The organism is Providencia sp. PROV116 (genome assembly GCF_028482485.1).
GTDB lineage: Bacteria > Pseudomonadota > Gammaproteobacteria > Enterobacterales > Enterobacteriaceae > Providencia > Providencia rettgeri.
In genome coordinates this window covers 74765-89337 of record NZ_JAMPQO010000003.1, presented here as the reverse complement: position 1 = coordinate 89337, position 14573 = coordinate 74765, and the positions used below count along the sequence as shown (strand labels likewise).

The window sequence follows — 14573 nt, the reverse complement described above, 5'->3', positions numbered from 1 at the left end:
TCACACGCTCCGATAATGTTTACTTTTAAGCTCAAAAATCGTTTGGCAGTCAATACAACGAATACAGCCCTGTGATGCGATGCGGCGTTCTTCTGGAATCGGTTTGCCACAATCTTCACATTCGAAAGCGGAAACACTGACTAGGCGATTAGTAATGGTTTTGATTTGTTGCTCACGTATGAGCATTTCGTGCTCGCTAGCGCGGTCAATTTCTTTAGACATGATCTAACTCCGCAGCCAGATTTGAGTAATGCTCAGACTCACCAACTAATAACTGGTGAATTTGTTCATCGCTTAATTTTTCGTTAATTAACTTGCACGCGATAGCATCAAGACGAGGTGAAAATTTGTCATACATGGTTTTGCGTTCATCTTCGCGAATTGCTGTAATACTGATAGCGACAGCGGAGTAATCGCGCTTACCGGTTGCAGTATCAACACCTATCAAAATTGGCTTTATCTCTTTATTTTTCATTATCCAACCCTCAGATTTAGAATGTAGGAATCCCTGACGCGCTAACGTCATTAATTTGTTTATTTACCTTAAATAGGCATGGCGATATGTTTAGGTAATAGCGCCGCGAGTGCTTTAATTTGATTTATTGCTGAAATAATGGATTGTTGTTCCTCTTTATTAAATTCATCGAAACCTAAATGATGTTGATTGTTTTTTATTTCTGCTAAATAAAAAATCATATTTAGCATCCGTACATCACTTAACCTCAAATACTCAATAAATCCGGCTAGCTCTCTATTATCTGGATTTTCCTTATCAGAATGGAATACTGATGTTCTTAACTTTGCGGCTTGATTTAGTCCATTGACTCGGCTTTCAAAGGTTACCCCTTGGTTCTGATAAAGCTTGATATTTGCTTGGTGCGCGATGATATCGGCCGGCCTTGCATCTTGCTTTACGTTACCTAGTAACTGGATTAACTGTTTAGTTTTCACTAATACAGCCGCTGAATTACTCATTGTTTTTATCTAATAGCAACTGAGAACAAGTACAAGAAAAATAAAATACCACCGACTAATAATATTTTGTCCATCAAAGATAATTGACGTTTTTTATTGCTTTTAAATTTATTAACGGATGAACCGGTTAATTTATGTTTATGCTGTTGCAAATGTAATTGGGTCATTTTTTTCACCATATAAACGATCAATATATTTAGTCGCTTGAGCCATGGAATCAAATAACCCGTAAGAATCATCATTTCGTTGGACATGATAGCGGGTTACGGGATTCATCGTTTTAGCCGGTAGCTTAACTATTAGAAAGTTACGATATTTAAAGCTATGGGTTGATATTTGCTCTATGCAGGCTCTCATGTTTTCACCTAGCCCTTTAAAGCGTTCTCTACAGATTTTAAATTGTCTGGAACGACATCTAAATCTTCCATAAGCTTTTTAGCTCGCTTAAACCAGCTATCTTTCCAGCCCATTCGCTCTGCTGCAGGAAGCTTACGAGCGACTTCCCAACACATTTCTAAATACTCGTTATACATAATCATTAAACGCATATCACTGAAACCCTCTCCGTGAATTTGGCGCTCTGTACGGATAGGTAAACGACGGCGATCCATTAACTTTCTAACACTGCTTTCTGACTTGCCAGTTCGGCGACAAAATTCATCAGCGGTGATCGGGTCTGGGATTTTGAACAACAGTTCTAACAATTTCTCGTTCATGTGATAATCTCTCCTATTGGGGTATTTCTGCACCGAATTACCCCTTGATTGGTCATTTGAACTTAAATTACATCATTTGTTTGGAGAAAGCAACATGTGTTTGACAATAGGTGAGAAGCTAGTTCTCATGCGAGAAAGTGAAATGATTGGTAGTCGTGCTAAGGCTGCTGAATTACTTGATATACCAAGGAATGCTTTATGGCGTTATGAATCAGATGAAGCGATCCCTAAAGGCGATGTGATTATGAAAATTCTATCGCATCCCATTTATGAGAAATATGCTTTGTGGTTTACCACAGGGAAAACAGCGCCTGAATATGGACAAATTCAGCCTGTTTTATTAGAACAATATATACAGAATAAAATTAAAAATGAGGGAAATTTAGCTTAGCTATATTCAGAGATAGTAAGGATATGAAATGAAATTAACAGTAGGAGAAAAACTTTTACTTTTACGTGAAAGTGAGAGGCTATTAAGTAGGCCGGTAGTTGCTGAAATGATCGGCATTCCTACTAATGCATTGTGGAGGTATGAAACCGGCAAAACTATTCCAGATATCGAGACCGTAACAAAAATATTAAATCATCCTAAATTTGAAAAGTATGTTCTTTGGTTTATTACGGGTAAGACAGCCTCAGAGTCAGGACAAATAGCACCTGCTTTATATAACCCTAGTAACTACGAACAAATTGAAGGGAAAGCAGCCCATGATATCGATTGGTGAAAAACTAAAGCTCATAAGAGAAAGTGAAAGGCTAACTAGCTTACCGGAAACGGCTAAAATGCTTGGTATAAGCCGTGATGCTTTATGGCGATATGAATCTGGTAGGACAGTGCCGAATGGTGACGTTCTAACAAATATTATTACTCACCCAATATATGAAAAATACACACTCTGGTTCTTTACCGGAAAAGTTGCGTCCGAATCAGGACAAATAGCACCTGCACTTTATGACCCTAAAAATTATGAAACAGACGAGGAAAAACAAGCATGACCTTAAATGAGAAGCTTAACGAAATGCTACATGTAGAAAAGATTAAAATGGCCGTTCCGCAAAATATCAACTGGCTTTCTGTCGAACGTATTTTGAAACACCGAAAATTAGAAAAGTATAGCTTATGGATTACGACCGGAAAGATACTTCCTGAAGCTGGTCAAATTTCACCGGCTATCGCGCACAGTGGGCATACTCTAATAATTTAGTTGTTTATACGTACAAAAATTGGTTGGAAATATACCAATATTATATTTGTAATGAAAATCTAGAATTACCTCGTTTAACCGGAGGGCGCAACAATGACTATTAAGGCGCTTGAAGGTGGACGTTACAAAGTGGATATCAGACCGCAGGGCAGATCAGGAAAGAGAGTTCAGCGGATATTTAAAAAGAAAGCCGATGCGATTGCTTATGAAAGAAGCGTCATGCTGACGGCTAATAGTGAAGAGTGGAACAGCGAAGCAAGAGACTACAGATCATTAAATGATATATGTGATATTTGGTGGAATTTTATTGGTCGCAACCTAAAGTATTCAAAAAAATACAAGGCTATTTTAACAAGAATAACTAAGGATATGGGTAATCCTGCTGTATACCAGATTACACCTAAGTTATTAGCTAGGTACTGCTCTGATAGATTACAAAGTGGCGTGAAGGCATCAACTATCAATAGAGAGTTTAATTTGCTAATGAGCATTTTTACTTCATTGGCCGAAATTGGCGAGTGCTCTAAAAGTAACCCGATTAAGTCTCTTGGTAAGTTGAAAGAAGAAAAACCAGAAATGGCCTATTTGACAAAAAGTGATATTGAAAAATTACTTAATGTCATGACTGATGATTATTTACGCATAACTATTTTATGTCTAAGTACGGGGGCAAGATGGGGAGAAGCCATTAGTTTAAAGGCTGAAAACTTATTACATGGACGAGTTACATTTATGAAAACGAAAAATGGTAGACATAGAACTGTTCCCATTTCTGATGATGTAATGAGAACTGTAAAAGTAAAAGATTCTGGATTACTTTTCGATGTTGATTACGTCACGTACAGATCAATACTGAAAGAAGTTAAACCAGATTTGCCGCATGGTCAGGCAGTGCATGTTTTACGGCATTCTTTTGCAGCTCACTTTATGATGAACGGTGGCAATATTCTCACTCTTCAAAAAATCATGGGTCATGCGAGTATTCAGCAAACAATGACATACGCACACTTTGCCCCTGACTATTTAAATGAGGCCATTTCATGCAACCCTTTAAGGGGAGGCATCCACATTCCATCCACCGATATGGGGTGCAATGATGCGAATTAACTTATCACAACATTCGTAACTTATTGAAAAATATTGCTAGCCCCGATGTTCTGGGGCTGGCAATGACCGCCTAGGCGGTCTTTTGTTTTTAGGTGCTTCAAAGTTATAGCTTAGTGTGAATTAATGCCTCAAGGAAGGTGACCATTCTATCGTTAAGTGATTTTGAAAAAGGGATAGATTGTTCTGTTTGCAATCTTGGAGCTAGGCATATTGCAAGGCTTCTTGCATTCATATTTATTGCTGGGTTTTTAGCAATATCAGCCAAAAGAGAGGTAAGCATATTGAATAATGGTGGTGACGGTGTTACTTCGTCAAATCTATTTTTTACCTTGGCTAATATTTTCGTTTCTCTTTCATCTGTGATCCTATTTTTCTTCATAAACGCGATAATATCTTGCTGATTTTGATAAGCATCACGTAATGCTACGTCAGGCGAAGTGTTTGAAAAATAGGTAGCATATTGTTTTTTTTCCATAATTTGTCCTAGTAACTCTTTATAAGCCAAAGTTATGGTTGGTAGACTTATCTTATTATCTGCAATAAATTTCTGAGTAAGCGGCTTATTAGAAGATAAATGTAGAAAAATGAAATGCATATCTTCTTTTTTACCGCAAAGCCTAAAAAGCCCTTTTGTTGACGAGAACTCAGGATGTAGCCTGATTGCCTTATCTAACTCATTGAGCTGATGATGCATTTTTCGTTCGTCATCTGAAATGTTTTGTTGGGCATTAATTAAGCGTATATTTTTATTAAATTGCGAAGTTACGGTTGTTTTATCAAGCTCTATTTCTGACGGGCTCTTGGGCGGATACACCATATTACTTGTTAATTTGCTAATATTATTAATCGATTGAGTGGTTTTACTGCTTATAATATTTGTGTCTTGTGGACGATATAATGGGTTTTCACTAACTTTGAACCTTTGATGATGAATAAATAGTGTATGAGATAATATTTTATTACATACAGATTTTATTCGTTGCAAAAACGAATGAGGTTTAGGTTGTTGAGCAAAAAGGTTAGTTTGTAGTTTGGGTTGACTGTTTGTTGCAATCAATGTTGAGCTCATAAAGTTCCTTTAGTTTATCGTTGATTAAGGTGCAAGGATCTTAAAGTGATAATTGTCGTATTACTTTCATAAATAGATATAATCGAGAAACCCATAACGCAGTTTTAAATATTATTAACCTAATGAATGATCACTTAATAAGCCTGCAAAAAAAGCAGCACCGTTCTGATATTAGACTAATCATTGTGTTAATGATTTTTTTGGCTATCGTATCTGTTATTGGGTTAAGTGTTGGGGAAATTCAATTATGGCCAAGCCAATGGAATAGTGAAAGTGCGCAGCTTTTTGTCTGGCAAATTCGCTTTCCCCGCACATTATCAGTCATTGTTATTGGCGCAGCTCTTGCAGTCACAGGGGCTATAATGCAAGCTTTATTTGAAAACCCTTTAGCAGAACCTGGCTTGTTGGGAGTAAGTAATGGTGCGGGTGTTGCGGTGGTTCTGACTGTATTATTATCGTCAGGCGTGACGCATTATTGGCTATTAAGTGTTAGCGCGATTATAGGGGCTTTATTATTTACCTCCATATTGCTTTACTTTGCTCGTCGTAAGAACTTGAATAATTCGAGTTTATTGCTTGTTGGGGTTGCACTTGGTGTGATTAGTGGGGCTTGCATGACATGGATGGTGTATATGAGCAGTAACCTTGATTTGCGGCAGTTACTGTATTGGATGATGGGGAGTTTTAGTGGGGTTGACTGGCGTCAAATTGGCCTTGTTATTGGCTGTTTACCGTTTTTAATTTGGGTGCTCTTCCAAGGTAATATACTGAATTATCTTTCATTAGGTACAGTACAAGCTTATCAATTAGGAATCTCAGTCCATAAATGGCGTGTGATATTAATTATTATTAGTGGTGTATTAATTGGCCTCAGCGTCGCTATTGCGGGTGCGATTAGTTTTATTGGTTTGGTTATTCCTCATATATTGCGATTAAGTGGTTTAACAGATAACCGAGTATTATTAGTTGGTTCTGCTGTAGCAGGGGCATTAGGGTTATTAATTGCAGATATACTGTCTCGGTTATTAATCGCCAATGCCGAAGTTCCTATTGGTGTTATTACGGCCACCTTAGGGGCACCGATATTTATTTTCTTGTTAATTCGTCACCAACAATGGCGGTAGAAGTGATGGATAACAAATTAATTATTGATATTAAAAATATTACCGTCGATACTCGATTGATTAATGTTTCAGCTCAAGTGCGGGCTGGAGAGCAAATTCATCTATTGGGTGCGAATGGGGCGGGGAAAAGTACATTATTAGCTGCGATAAGCGGTTATTTACCTGTAGGTGGCGATATTTTAATTGATGGCCGAAGTATACGGCAATATCGTATTGCACAATTAAGCCAACAGCGTGCTTATCTTTCACAATTAGTTAGTTACGTTCCTATACTCAAAGTTTTTCAATACTTTGGTCTTTTTTCACCTGACACCTTGTTTTCCAATGATATTTTTGATCGCTTATGTTCAGATTTTCAACTGACATCATTATTAAGTAAACCTATTAGCCAACTCTCGGGTGGAGAATGGCAGAGGGTTCGAATTACAGCCGCATTTTTGCAGATCTGGGATAAACAGCAATGCAAGGGAAAATTCATATTATTGGATGAGCCGACCAATAATTTAGATATTATTCAGCAAGCGATGCTTGATAAATGGATTAAATATTTTTGTGATTGCTTAGGAACCGTTATAATGAGTGGTCATGACCTTAGTCATTCATATAAAAATGCATCTTGTATTTGGATGATGAAACAAGGACAGTTAGTCGCAATAGGGAAACCAGAGTGCATAATGACAGAAAATAATTTATCTGACATATTTATGTCTGAAATTAAGTTAAGTCACAGTACATCTCATCAAGTGTGGCAGGTTATAAATTTAGCGGATAAGCAATAAGTTGTTTTTATCACACATTTTTACATGATAATCCCGCAATGTTTGCAGGTGTTGAGGTTCGGTTAAAGTATAATTAACTAGAATATTCTATTCACAATGAAAACTAGGCTATTAACAATATGAGCAATTTCTTACCATTTTCAAAACCAGCAATTGGTGATGAAGAGGTCAAGGCAGTAGAAAACGTTCTGCGTTCAGGCTGGATAACAACAGGCCCACAGAATCATCAGCTAGAAGACGATTTTTGTAAGCGCTATGGCTGTAAACATGCAATTGCATTGTCATCAGCTACTGCAGGCATGCATGTTGTATTAATGGCATTGGGTATTGGTCCTGGTGATGAAGTCATCACGCCTTCTCAAACATGGGTATCAACAATCAATATGATTGAGTTGCTCGGGGCAACACCAGTCATGATTGATGTTGATCGTGACACATTAATGATCCAACCTGATGCCGTAGAAAAAGCGTTAACAGAAAAAACAAAGGCCATTATCCCAGTACACTATGCGGGGGCTCCTTGTGATCTTGACGCATTGCGTTTGGTTGCTCAAAAAGCCGGTGTAGCATTAATCGAAGATGCGGCACATGCCGTGGGTACTCGTTATAAAGATGAGTGGATTGGCGAAAAGGGAACGTCTATTTTTTCTTTTCATGCCATTAAAAATGTCACCTGTGCGGAAGGCGGATTAGTCGCAACAGATGACGATGAACTTGCTCAGCGTGTACGTACACTTAAGTTTCACGGTCTAGGGGTTGATGCGTTTGATAGACAAATGCAAGGCCGTAAGCCGCAAGCCGAGGTTGTTGAGCCCGGTTTTAAATATAATTTATCAGACATTCACGCCGCGATTGCAGTGGTGCAGTTATCACGAGTTGAGCAATTAAATCAGCGTCGTGCGGAACTTACAGCTCGTTATCGTGAGTTACTGAAAAATTCTCCTTTACAAATGTTGAGTGTCCCTAGTTACTCTCATTTACATGCAAATCATTTATTTATGGTACGTGTCGATAAAGCAGCATGCGGTATTGATCGCGATACATTCATGGAAAAATTGAAAGAGCATGATATTGGAACAGGGTTGCACTTTCGTGCCGCGCATACACAAAAATATTATCGCGAAAAATACCCTGAGTTAGTTTTACCTGAATCAACATGGAATAGCGCCACATTGTGTTCGTTACCTTTATTTCCCGATATGATTGATGCAGATGTTGAACGGGTCGTTAAAGCTGTAGAAGCAGTTCTTTTGGAGTCAAAATAGTGTCACACGCAGATGAATTTGATGAGATAAAAAAAGTCTCAGTGGTTATCCCTGTCTATAATGAAGAGCAGAGTTTACCGCAATTGTTAGAACGTACTATCAAGTCATGTAAACAATTAACTCAATCCTATGAATTAATTCTAGTTGATGATGGTAGTAGTGATCGTTCAGCACAAATGCTTACAGAAGCCGCAGAAAATCCAGATAACCACGTTATTGCAATTATTTTAAACCGTAACTATGGGCAGCATTCTGCTATTATGGCGGGTTTTAACCAAGCTGATGGCGACTTAGTGATTACTTTGGATGCGGATTTACAAAATCCACCAGAGGAAATCCCACGTTTAGTGCAAACCGCTATGCAAGGTTATGATGTAGTTGGTACGCGCCGTGCGAATCGCCAAGACTCTTGGTTTCGCAAAACAGCCTCTAAAATGATCAATGCGATGATCACCAAAGCGACAGGGCGTTCAATGGGAGATTACGGCTGTATGTTACGTGCATACCGCCGTCATATCATTCAAGCTATGTTGCAATGTCATGAAAGAAGTACATTTATTCCTATTTTGGCAAATACATTTGCACGTAGAACCATTGAAATTGATGTAGCGCATGCAGAACGTGAGTTTGGTGATTCTAAATACAGCTTTATGAAGCTGATTAATTTAATGTATGACTTATTAACATGCCTGACTACAGCGCCACTACGTTTATTGAGTGTTGTAGGAAGTATTATCGCTGCTGGCGGTTTTTTATTAGCGGTATTGTTAATTGCATTGCGTTTAATTTTTGGCGCAGAGTGGGCAGCAGATGGCGTATTTACTCTGTTTGCAGTACTCTTTATGTTTATTGGTGCACAATTTGTTGCCATGGGGCTACTGGGCGAATACATCGGTAGGATCTACAATGATGTGCGCGCAAGACCTCGTTATTTTATTCAAAAAGTCGTTGGAGCAGATGCGAAATCCGACAAAAATCAGGAAGAAGACTAATGAAAGCTATTGTTTTTGCCTATCATGATATTGGCTGCGTAGGGCTAAAAGCGCTTGAAAAAGCAGGTTTTGATATCCAAGCAGTGTTTACACACACTGATGACCCAAATGAAAACCACTTTTACTCCTCAGTTGCGCGTTTAAGTGCTGACATGGAGCTTCCTGTTTTTGCGCCTGAAAACGTTAATCATCCATTATGGATTGAACGTATTCGCGAAATGAAACCTGATGTGATTTTCTCTTTCTACTATCGTGATATGTTAAGTGAAGAGCTGTTAGCTATCGCGCCTAAAGGTGCGTTTAATTTACACGGCTCATTGCTACCTAAATATCGCGGTCGTGCACCTATTAATTGGGCATTATTAAAAGGTGAAAGCGAAACTGGTGTGACCTTACATAAAATGGTAGCTAAAGCTGACGCTGGCGATATCATTGCTCAAGAAAAAGTGGCGATTACCGATACAGACACTAGCCTGACTTTACATGCGAAAGTACGTGAAGCAGCGGAAGTTTTATTGAATAAAACACTGCCATTAATTGAAGCTGGTAGCTACAAATCAGTTGCACAAGATGAAAGCCAAGCAACATACTTTGGTCGTCGTACCGCTGAAGATGGTTTGATTAATTGGAATAATAGCGCAAAAGAAGTTAACTGCTTAATTCGTGCAGTAACTGAACCTTACCCAGGTGCGTTCACTTATTTAGGCGCACGTAAAATGGTTATCTGGCGCGCACGCGTTTTAGATGATAACCAAGGTAAAGCAGCTGGTACGGTACTGTCGAGTGATCCACTGCGTATTGCTTGCGGCCAAGGCGCTATCGAAGTGATTAGCGGCCAAAGCGAGACTGGTTTATATATGCAAGGTAGCCGCCTTGCTAACGAAATGGGTATCGTAACTGATGTCCGTGTTGGAGCAAAACCAACAGCACAAGTTAAACGCCGCACACGTGTTCTTATTTTAGGTGTGAATGGGTTTATTGGTAACCATTTAACGGAGCGCCTATTAAAAGACGGTAACTACGATATTTATGGTATGGATATCGGTTCTTCTGCGATTGAGCGTTTTATTGGTAACCCACGCTTCCACTTCATTGAAGGTGACGTTAGCATCCATACAGAATGGATTGAATACCACATCAAAAAATGTGACGTTATTCTGCCTCTGGTTGCGATTGCAACGCCAATCGAATATACCCGTAATCCATTACGCGTTTTCGAATTAGACTTTGAAGAAAACTTGAAAGTTGTACGTTACTGCGTGAAATATAACAAACGTATTATCTTCCCATCGACGTCTGAAGTTTATGGTATGTGTGATGATAAAGAGTTTGATGAAGACGAGTCACGCTTAATCGTCGGCCCAATCAATAAACAACGTTGGATTTACTCAGTTTCTAAACAATTACTTGACCGAGTGATTTGGGCATACGGTGCGAAAGAAGGTCTGAAATTCACCTTATTCCGTCCATTTAACTGGATGGGGCCTCGCTTAGATAGCTTGAATTCTGCACGTATTGGTAGTTCGCGTGCGATTACTCAGTTAATTCTAAACTTAGTTGAAGGTTCGCCAATTAAACTGGTTGACGGTGGTGCACAAAAACGTTGCTTTACAGATATTAAAGACGGTATCGAAGCGTTATTCCGTATTATCGAAAACAAAGATGGCAAATGTGATGGTCAGATCATCAATATCGGTAACCCAACTAACGAAGCGAGTATTCGTGAATTAGCAGAAATGTTGTTGGAAAGCTTCGAAAAACACCCTCAACGTGGGAAATTTCCTCCATTTGCAGGCTTCCGTGAAATCGAAAGCAGCAGCTATTATGGCCAAGGGTATCAAGATGTTGAACACCGTAAACCAAGTGTTGAAAATGCACGTCGTTTACTGGATTGGGTTCCAACTATCGATATGAAAGATACCATCGAAGAAACATTAGATTTCTTCTTACAAGGTGCAGTTGAAGAGTTAGGTAATAAAGACTAATGAAAAAAGTTGGCTTGAGAATTGATGTGGACACCTACCAAGGTACCTTGAAAGGGGTTCCACAGCTACTCAAAGTGCTCAAAGAGCATAATATTCAGGCCAGCTTTTTCTTCAGTGTAGGACCCGATAACATGGGGCGCCATTTATGGCGCCTTTTGCGTCCTAAATTTCTGTGGAAAATGCTTAGGTCGAACGCAGCATCCCTTTATGGGTTAGATATCTTATTAGCGGGCACAGCATGGCCGGGTAAAAAAATTGCTAAAGATTTAGGTTATTTGATGAAACAAACTTTGGATGCTGGTCATGAAGTTGGCTTACATGCATGGGATCATCAAGGTTGGCAGGCTAAAGTTGCCAAATGGAGCAAACCACAACTGACTGAGCAAGTTAAGTTAGGGGTGGATGCGCTGGAGCAAGCCATTGGACACCGAGTGACTTGTTCTGCCGTTGCTGGTTGGCGAGGTGATGAGCGTGTGTTGGAAGTTAAACAAGCGTTTAACTTTGACTACAACAGTGATTGTCGTGGTAAATACCCATTTAGGCCAATTTTAGCCGATGGTTCACTCGGGACGGTTCAAATCCCTGTCACACTGCCGACTTACGATGAAGTCGTAGGGACAGTCGTGAGTGATGATGCATTTAATGATTTTATTCTTCAAGCAATTAAAGAAGATCAAGGCGTTCCAGTTTATACTATCCATACAGAAGTGGAAGGAATGTCCAAATCGGAACAATTTTCACAATTATTGGAACGAATTACACAAGAAGAAATCCAATTCTGTACATTGAGTGAATTACTGCCAGACAATTTGAATTCATTGCCCAAAGGGCGTGTGGTGAGGGCACCATTCCCCGGACGTGAAGGCTGGCTAGGCTGCCAAGAAGAGGAATAAGCAACCTATGTTGAATAACCGAGCGAGCAAAGTAGGAGCCTCTCTGCTGGCTCTTTTTTTTATCCTAACCTATTTGTTGCCGTTGAATAGTCGTTTACTTTGGCAACCAGATGAAACGCGATACGCAGAAATTAGCCGTGAAATGTTACAGCGTGGCGATTGGATTGTTCCTTACATGCTGGATGTACGCTATTTTGAAAAACCAGTGGCAGGTTACTGGATAAACAATATTAGCCAAATGATCTTTGGTGAAACTAATTTTGCTGTTCGCTTTGGTTCGGTTTTTTGTATTCTTCTCAGTGCATTACTTGTCTATCGTATGGCAAAGATGATGTGGCGTAATAACCACGTTGCCTATGTTGCAAGCCTCATTTATATCTCGATGTTCTTAGTGTTTTCCATCGGGACCTACAGTGTACTCGACCCAATGTTGTCTTTATGGATAGCGGCAAGTATGTTTTGTTGCTTGTGGGCAATGAAATCGAGGGAAGTAAAGTCCAAATTAGCGGCGTGGCTTTGTCTTGGGCTAGCTTGTGGCATGGCATTTATGACCAAAGGCTTTTTAGCCCTTGCTATTCCAGTGATTGTCATGCTGCCTGTCACAATCTATCAAAAGCGGTTTCTTGATCTACTCAAATATGGGCCGCTTGCAATAATTTCTGCGGTTATTATCAGCTTGCCATGGGCTTTGGCGGTTGCAAAACAAGAGCCTGATTATTGGCATTATTTCTTTTGGATTGAGCACATTAAGCGGTTCACGGCAGATGATGCTCAGCATATCGCACCGTTTTGGTATTATATTCCGATTATTATTCTTGGCGCTATTCCATGGGCAGGGCTGTTACCCGGTGCTATCATGAAAGGTTGGAAAGAACGTAAATCTAGCCCCGATATGTTTTTCTTACTGTGCTGGTTTGTTGTTCCCGTCATCTTTTTCAGTATTTCCCGCGGTAAGTTACCAACGTATATGTTGCCGTTTATGGCGCCATTGGCATTGCTTATGGCAAAGTATGGGGTTGACTGCGTTCGTAGTGGTAAAATGAAAGCATTGAAAGCCAATGGGATTATTAATGTTGTATTAGGGATCGCTGCGGTTATAGCGGTAATTGTCGTGAGCACAGTGATCAAAAAGCCGTTATACGAACCTGATGAATGGTCAAAAATGGTGTTAGGTGTCGTTGCCTTTTCTATTTGGGCGATTATCGGTTACCTATGTACGGTATTAAATGCGAAATATTGGTTATGGGCCGCATCGTGCTCTTTGGCCGTGAGTTTGTGTATTGGCAGTGCTCTGCCGAACAACACCATCGATTCTAAATTGCCTCAAAACTTTATTCATCAAAATCATGATTTACTGATGAATAGTAAATATCTGATGGCAAGTAATGTTGGGGTCGCAGCCGGTCTTGCTTGGGAAACTCAAAATTCCAATATCTATTTATACAATAGTAGTGGAGAGTTAAGTTATGGGTTGGAATATCCAGATAGCCAACATCGCTTAATAAAACCGGACCAGTTTGCACAATGGCTGACAAAAGCACGTAAAGAAGGGCAGGTAACTGTTGTCTTTTTATTAGGCCGTAAAGAAGGTCTGCCAGATATTCCTAAGCCAGATGAAGTTATTAAAAATTCACGTATGGCGATTGTGGTTTATCATCAACTATGATTGCACAACTATTACTGTTATTGCTGGTTAGCGTTTTGACCTGTATTGGACAAGTGGCTCAAAAGCAAGCCGTCGTCAATTGGCAGAGTAATAAAACCAATAAAACAGCATCAGCCCTTCGGTGGTTGGTGCTGGCGGTTTTCATGCTAGGGCTTGGCATGTTGTTTTGGTTGAAATTATTGGAAACCATGCCGCTAAGTATCGCGTATCCAATGCTAAGTATTAATTTTGTGTTAATTACGCTAATTGGCCAGTTTGTTTATAAAGAACAAACTGGGCTCAACCACTGGTTAGGGGTTGCTGCCATTATGTTTGGTATTTTGCTAATGAGTATCAGCGTATGAACAAGGGTTATTTATGGGTGATTGGCAGTGCGTTATTAGTTACAGTCGCTCAACTGAGCTTAAAAGCAGGGGTAGTTGAATTACCCTCATTCGCACTTGGCTGGCATTGGCTGCAATTTGATTGGTTACTCGCTAATATTACTAGTTTAGGAATTATTTTTTTAGGGTTAGTTTGTTATGCGTTATCGATGTTATGTTGGCTATTAGCATTAAAATACATAGCATTGAATAAAGCTTATCCGCTTATTAGCTTAAGCTATGTTTTCGTTTATTTATTAGCAGTTTTCTTACCTTGGTTTAATGAACCTGCTACAGGGTTAAAGGCCATTGGTATCGGCTTTATTTTATTAGGGGTATGGCTAATTAGCCGGCCTAATAAATCATCAAGTGAGAGAATAGAATAATTTCTTAGTTGCTTATATTATAGTCTTAACGCACTATGATATAAGCAAG

At 39.4% G+C, this 14573-nt stretch carries 20 protein-coding genes; 14 read left to right on the top strand and 6 right to left on the bottom strand.

The annotated features are described in order from the left end of the window. The 5 genes from PSE72_RS03400 to PSE72_RS03380 all read right to left on the bottom strand — a co-directional run bounded on the left by PSE72_RS03400 (nt 1) and on the right by PSE72_RS03380 (nt 1691). Entirely contained in the window at nt 1-222 is a 222-nt protein-coding gene (locus tag PSE72_RS03400) for a TraR/DksA family transcriptional regulator (protein WP_129467185.1), read from the bottom strand. After that, nucleotides 215-475 carry a DUF2732 family protein gene (locus PSE72_RS03395; protein ID WP_272690887.1) on the bottom strand — a complete coding sequence of 87 codons (261 nt, stop codon included), beginning with the start codon at nt 473-475 and terminating at the stop codon, nt 215-217. The genes PSE72_RS03400 and PSE72_RS03395 overlap by 8 nt, the downstream gene beginning before the upstream one ends. Before the next feature lie 68 nt (nt 476-543). After that, nucleotides 544-975: a DUF5347 family protein gene (locus tag PSE72_RS03390; RefSeq protein ID WP_117161983.1), complete on the bottom strand. Its 432-nt coding sequence runs from the start codon at nt 973-975 to the stop codon at nt 544-546. Between the two features lie 138 nt (nt 976-1113). After that, the gene (locus PSE72_RS19865) at nt 1114-1251 is read right to left on the bottom strand and encodes a hypothetical protein (RefSeq protein WP_324255897.1); all 138 of its coding nucleotides are present in this window, start codon (nt 1249-1251) and stop codon (nt 1114-1116) included. 89 nt (nt 1252-1340) lie between these two features. Then, nucleotides 1341-1691 carry a hypothetical protein gene (locus tag PSE72_RS03380; RefSeq protein WP_036962129.1) on the bottom strand — a complete coding sequence of 117 codons (351 nt, stop codon included), beginning with the start codon at nt 1689-1691 and terminating at the stop codon, nt 1341-1343. Nucleotides 1692-1818: 127 nt separating this feature from the next. Between PSE72_RS03380 and PSE72_RS03375 the strand changes: the two genes are divergently transcribed. The 5 genes from PSE72_RS03375 to PSE72_RS03355 all read left to right on the top strand — a co-directional run bounded on the left by PSE72_RS03375 (nt 1819) and on the right by PSE72_RS03355 (nt 4003). After that, nucleotides 1819-2082, top strand: a complete 264-nt coding sequence (locus PSE72_RS03375) for a helix-turn-helix domain-containing protein (protein ID WP_272517349.1) — start codon at nt 1819-1821, stop codon at nt 2080-2082. Between the two features lie 28 nt (nt 2083-2110). Continuing rightward, nucleotides 2111-2416, top strand: a complete 306-nt coding sequence (locus PSE72_RS03370; protein ID WP_272517350.1) for a helix-turn-helix domain-containing protein — start codon at nt 2111-2113, stop codon at nt 2414-2416. Continuing rightward, on the top strand, nt 2400-2687 hold the full coding sequence (locus tag PSE72_RS03365; RefSeq protein ID WP_272517351.1) for a helix-turn-helix domain-containing protein: 288 nt from the start codon (nt 2400-2402) through the stop codon (nt 2685-2687). Before PSE72_RS03370 ends, PSE72_RS03365 begins: the two co-directional genes overlap by 17 nt. After that, on the top strand, nt 2684-2896 hold the full coding sequence (locus PSE72_RS03360) for a hypothetical protein (RefSeq protein WP_187710828.1): 213 nt from the start codon (nt 2684-2686) through the stop codon (nt 2894-2896). The genes PSE72_RS03365 and PSE72_RS03360 overlap by 4 nt, the downstream gene beginning before the upstream one ends. Before the next feature lie 93 nt (nt 2897-2989). After that, the gene (locus tag PSE72_RS03355; protein ID WP_102139207.1) at nt 2990-4003 is read left to right on the top strand and encodes a phage integrase; all 1014 of its coding nucleotides are present in this window, start codon (nt 2990-2992) and stop codon (nt 4001-4003) included. Nucleotides 4004-4106: 103 nt separating this feature from the next. Here PSE72_RS03355 and PSE72_RS03350 read toward each other — a convergent pair whose 3' ends face one another. Next, entirely contained in the window at nt 4107-5072 is a 966-nt protein-coding gene (locus PSE72_RS03350) for a hypothetical protein (RefSeq protein ID WP_115167382.1), read from the bottom strand. Nucleotides 5073-5194: 122 nt separating this feature from the next. On the opposite strand from PSE72_RS03350, the gene btuC reads away from it, so the two are divergent. The 9 genes from btuC to arnF all read left to right on the top strand — a co-directional run bounded on the left by btuC (nt 5195) and on the right by arnF (nt 14524). After that, nucleotides 5195-6196 carry a vitamin B12 ABC transporter permease BtuC gene (gene btuC, locus PSE72_RS03345; protein WP_217007737.1) on the top strand — a complete coding sequence of 334 codons (1002 nt, stop codon included), beginning with the start codon at nt 5195-5197 and terminating at the stop codon, nt 6194-6196. 5 nt (nt 6197-6201) lie between these two features. Beyond that, entirely contained in the window at nt 6202-6975 is a 774-nt protein-coding gene (locus tag PSE72_RS03340; protein WP_115168290.1) for a vitamin B12 ABC transporter ATP-binding protein BtuD, read from the top strand. 119 nt (nt 6976-7094) lie between these two features. After that, nucleotides 7095-8240 carry a UDP-4-amino-4-deoxy-L-arabinose aminotransferase gene (gene arnB, locus PSE72_RS03335; RefSeq protein ID WP_217007736.1) on the top strand — a complete coding sequence of 382 codons (1146 nt, stop codon included), beginning with the start codon at nt 7095-7097 and terminating at the stop codon, nt 8238-8240. Further along, nucleotides 8240-9232: an undecaprenyl-phosphate 4-deoxy-4-formamido-L-arabinose transferase gene (arnC, locus tag PSE72_RS03330; protein ID WP_004910377.1), complete on the top strand. Its 993-nt coding sequence runs from the start codon at nt 8240-8242 to the stop codon at nt 9230-9232. The genes arnB and arnC overlap by 1 nt, the downstream gene beginning before the upstream one ends. Further along, nucleotides 9232-11217, top strand: a complete 1986-nt coding sequence (gene arnA / locus PSE72_RS03325; RefSeq protein ID WP_115167381.1) for a bifunctional UDP-4-amino-4-deoxy-L-arabinose formyltransferase/UDP-glucuronic acid oxidase ArnA — start codon at nt 9232-9234, stop codon at nt 11215-11217. The genes arnC and arnA overlap by 1 nt, the downstream gene beginning before the upstream one ends. After that, nucleotides 11217-12110 carry a 4-deoxy-4-formamido-L-arabinose-phosphoundecaprenol deformylase gene (gene arnD / locus PSE72_RS03320; RefSeq protein ID WP_115167380.1) on the top strand — a complete coding sequence of 298 codons (894 nt, stop codon included), beginning with the start codon at nt 11217-11219 and terminating at the stop codon, nt 12108-12110. Before arnA ends, arnD begins: the two co-directional genes overlap by 1 nt. A 7-nt stretch (nt 12111-12117) precedes the next feature. Next, entirely contained in the window at nt 12118-13776 is a 1659-nt protein-coding gene (gene arnT, locus PSE72_RS03315; protein ID WP_115167379.1) for a lipid IV(A) 4-amino-4-deoxy-L-arabinosyltransferase, read from the top strand. Then, nucleotides 13773-14120 carry a 4-amino-4-deoxy-L-arabinose-phosphoundecaprenol flippase subunit ArnE gene (gene arnE, locus PSE72_RS03310; protein WP_004910381.1) on the top strand — a complete coding sequence of 116 codons (348 nt, stop codon included), beginning with the start codon at nt 13773-13775 and terminating at the stop codon, nt 14118-14120. The genes arnT and arnE overlap by 4 nt, the downstream gene beginning before the upstream one ends. Then, the gene (arnF, locus tag PSE72_RS03305) at nt 14117-14524 is read left to right on the top strand and encodes a 4-amino-4-deoxy-L-arabinose-phosphoundecaprenol flippase subunit ArnF (RefSeq protein WP_115167378.1); all 408 of its coding nucleotides are present in this window, start codon (nt 14117-14119) and stop codon (nt 14522-14524) included. The genes arnE and arnF overlap by 4 nt, the downstream gene beginning before the upstream one ends. Nucleotides 14525-14573: the final 49 nt, after the last annotated feature.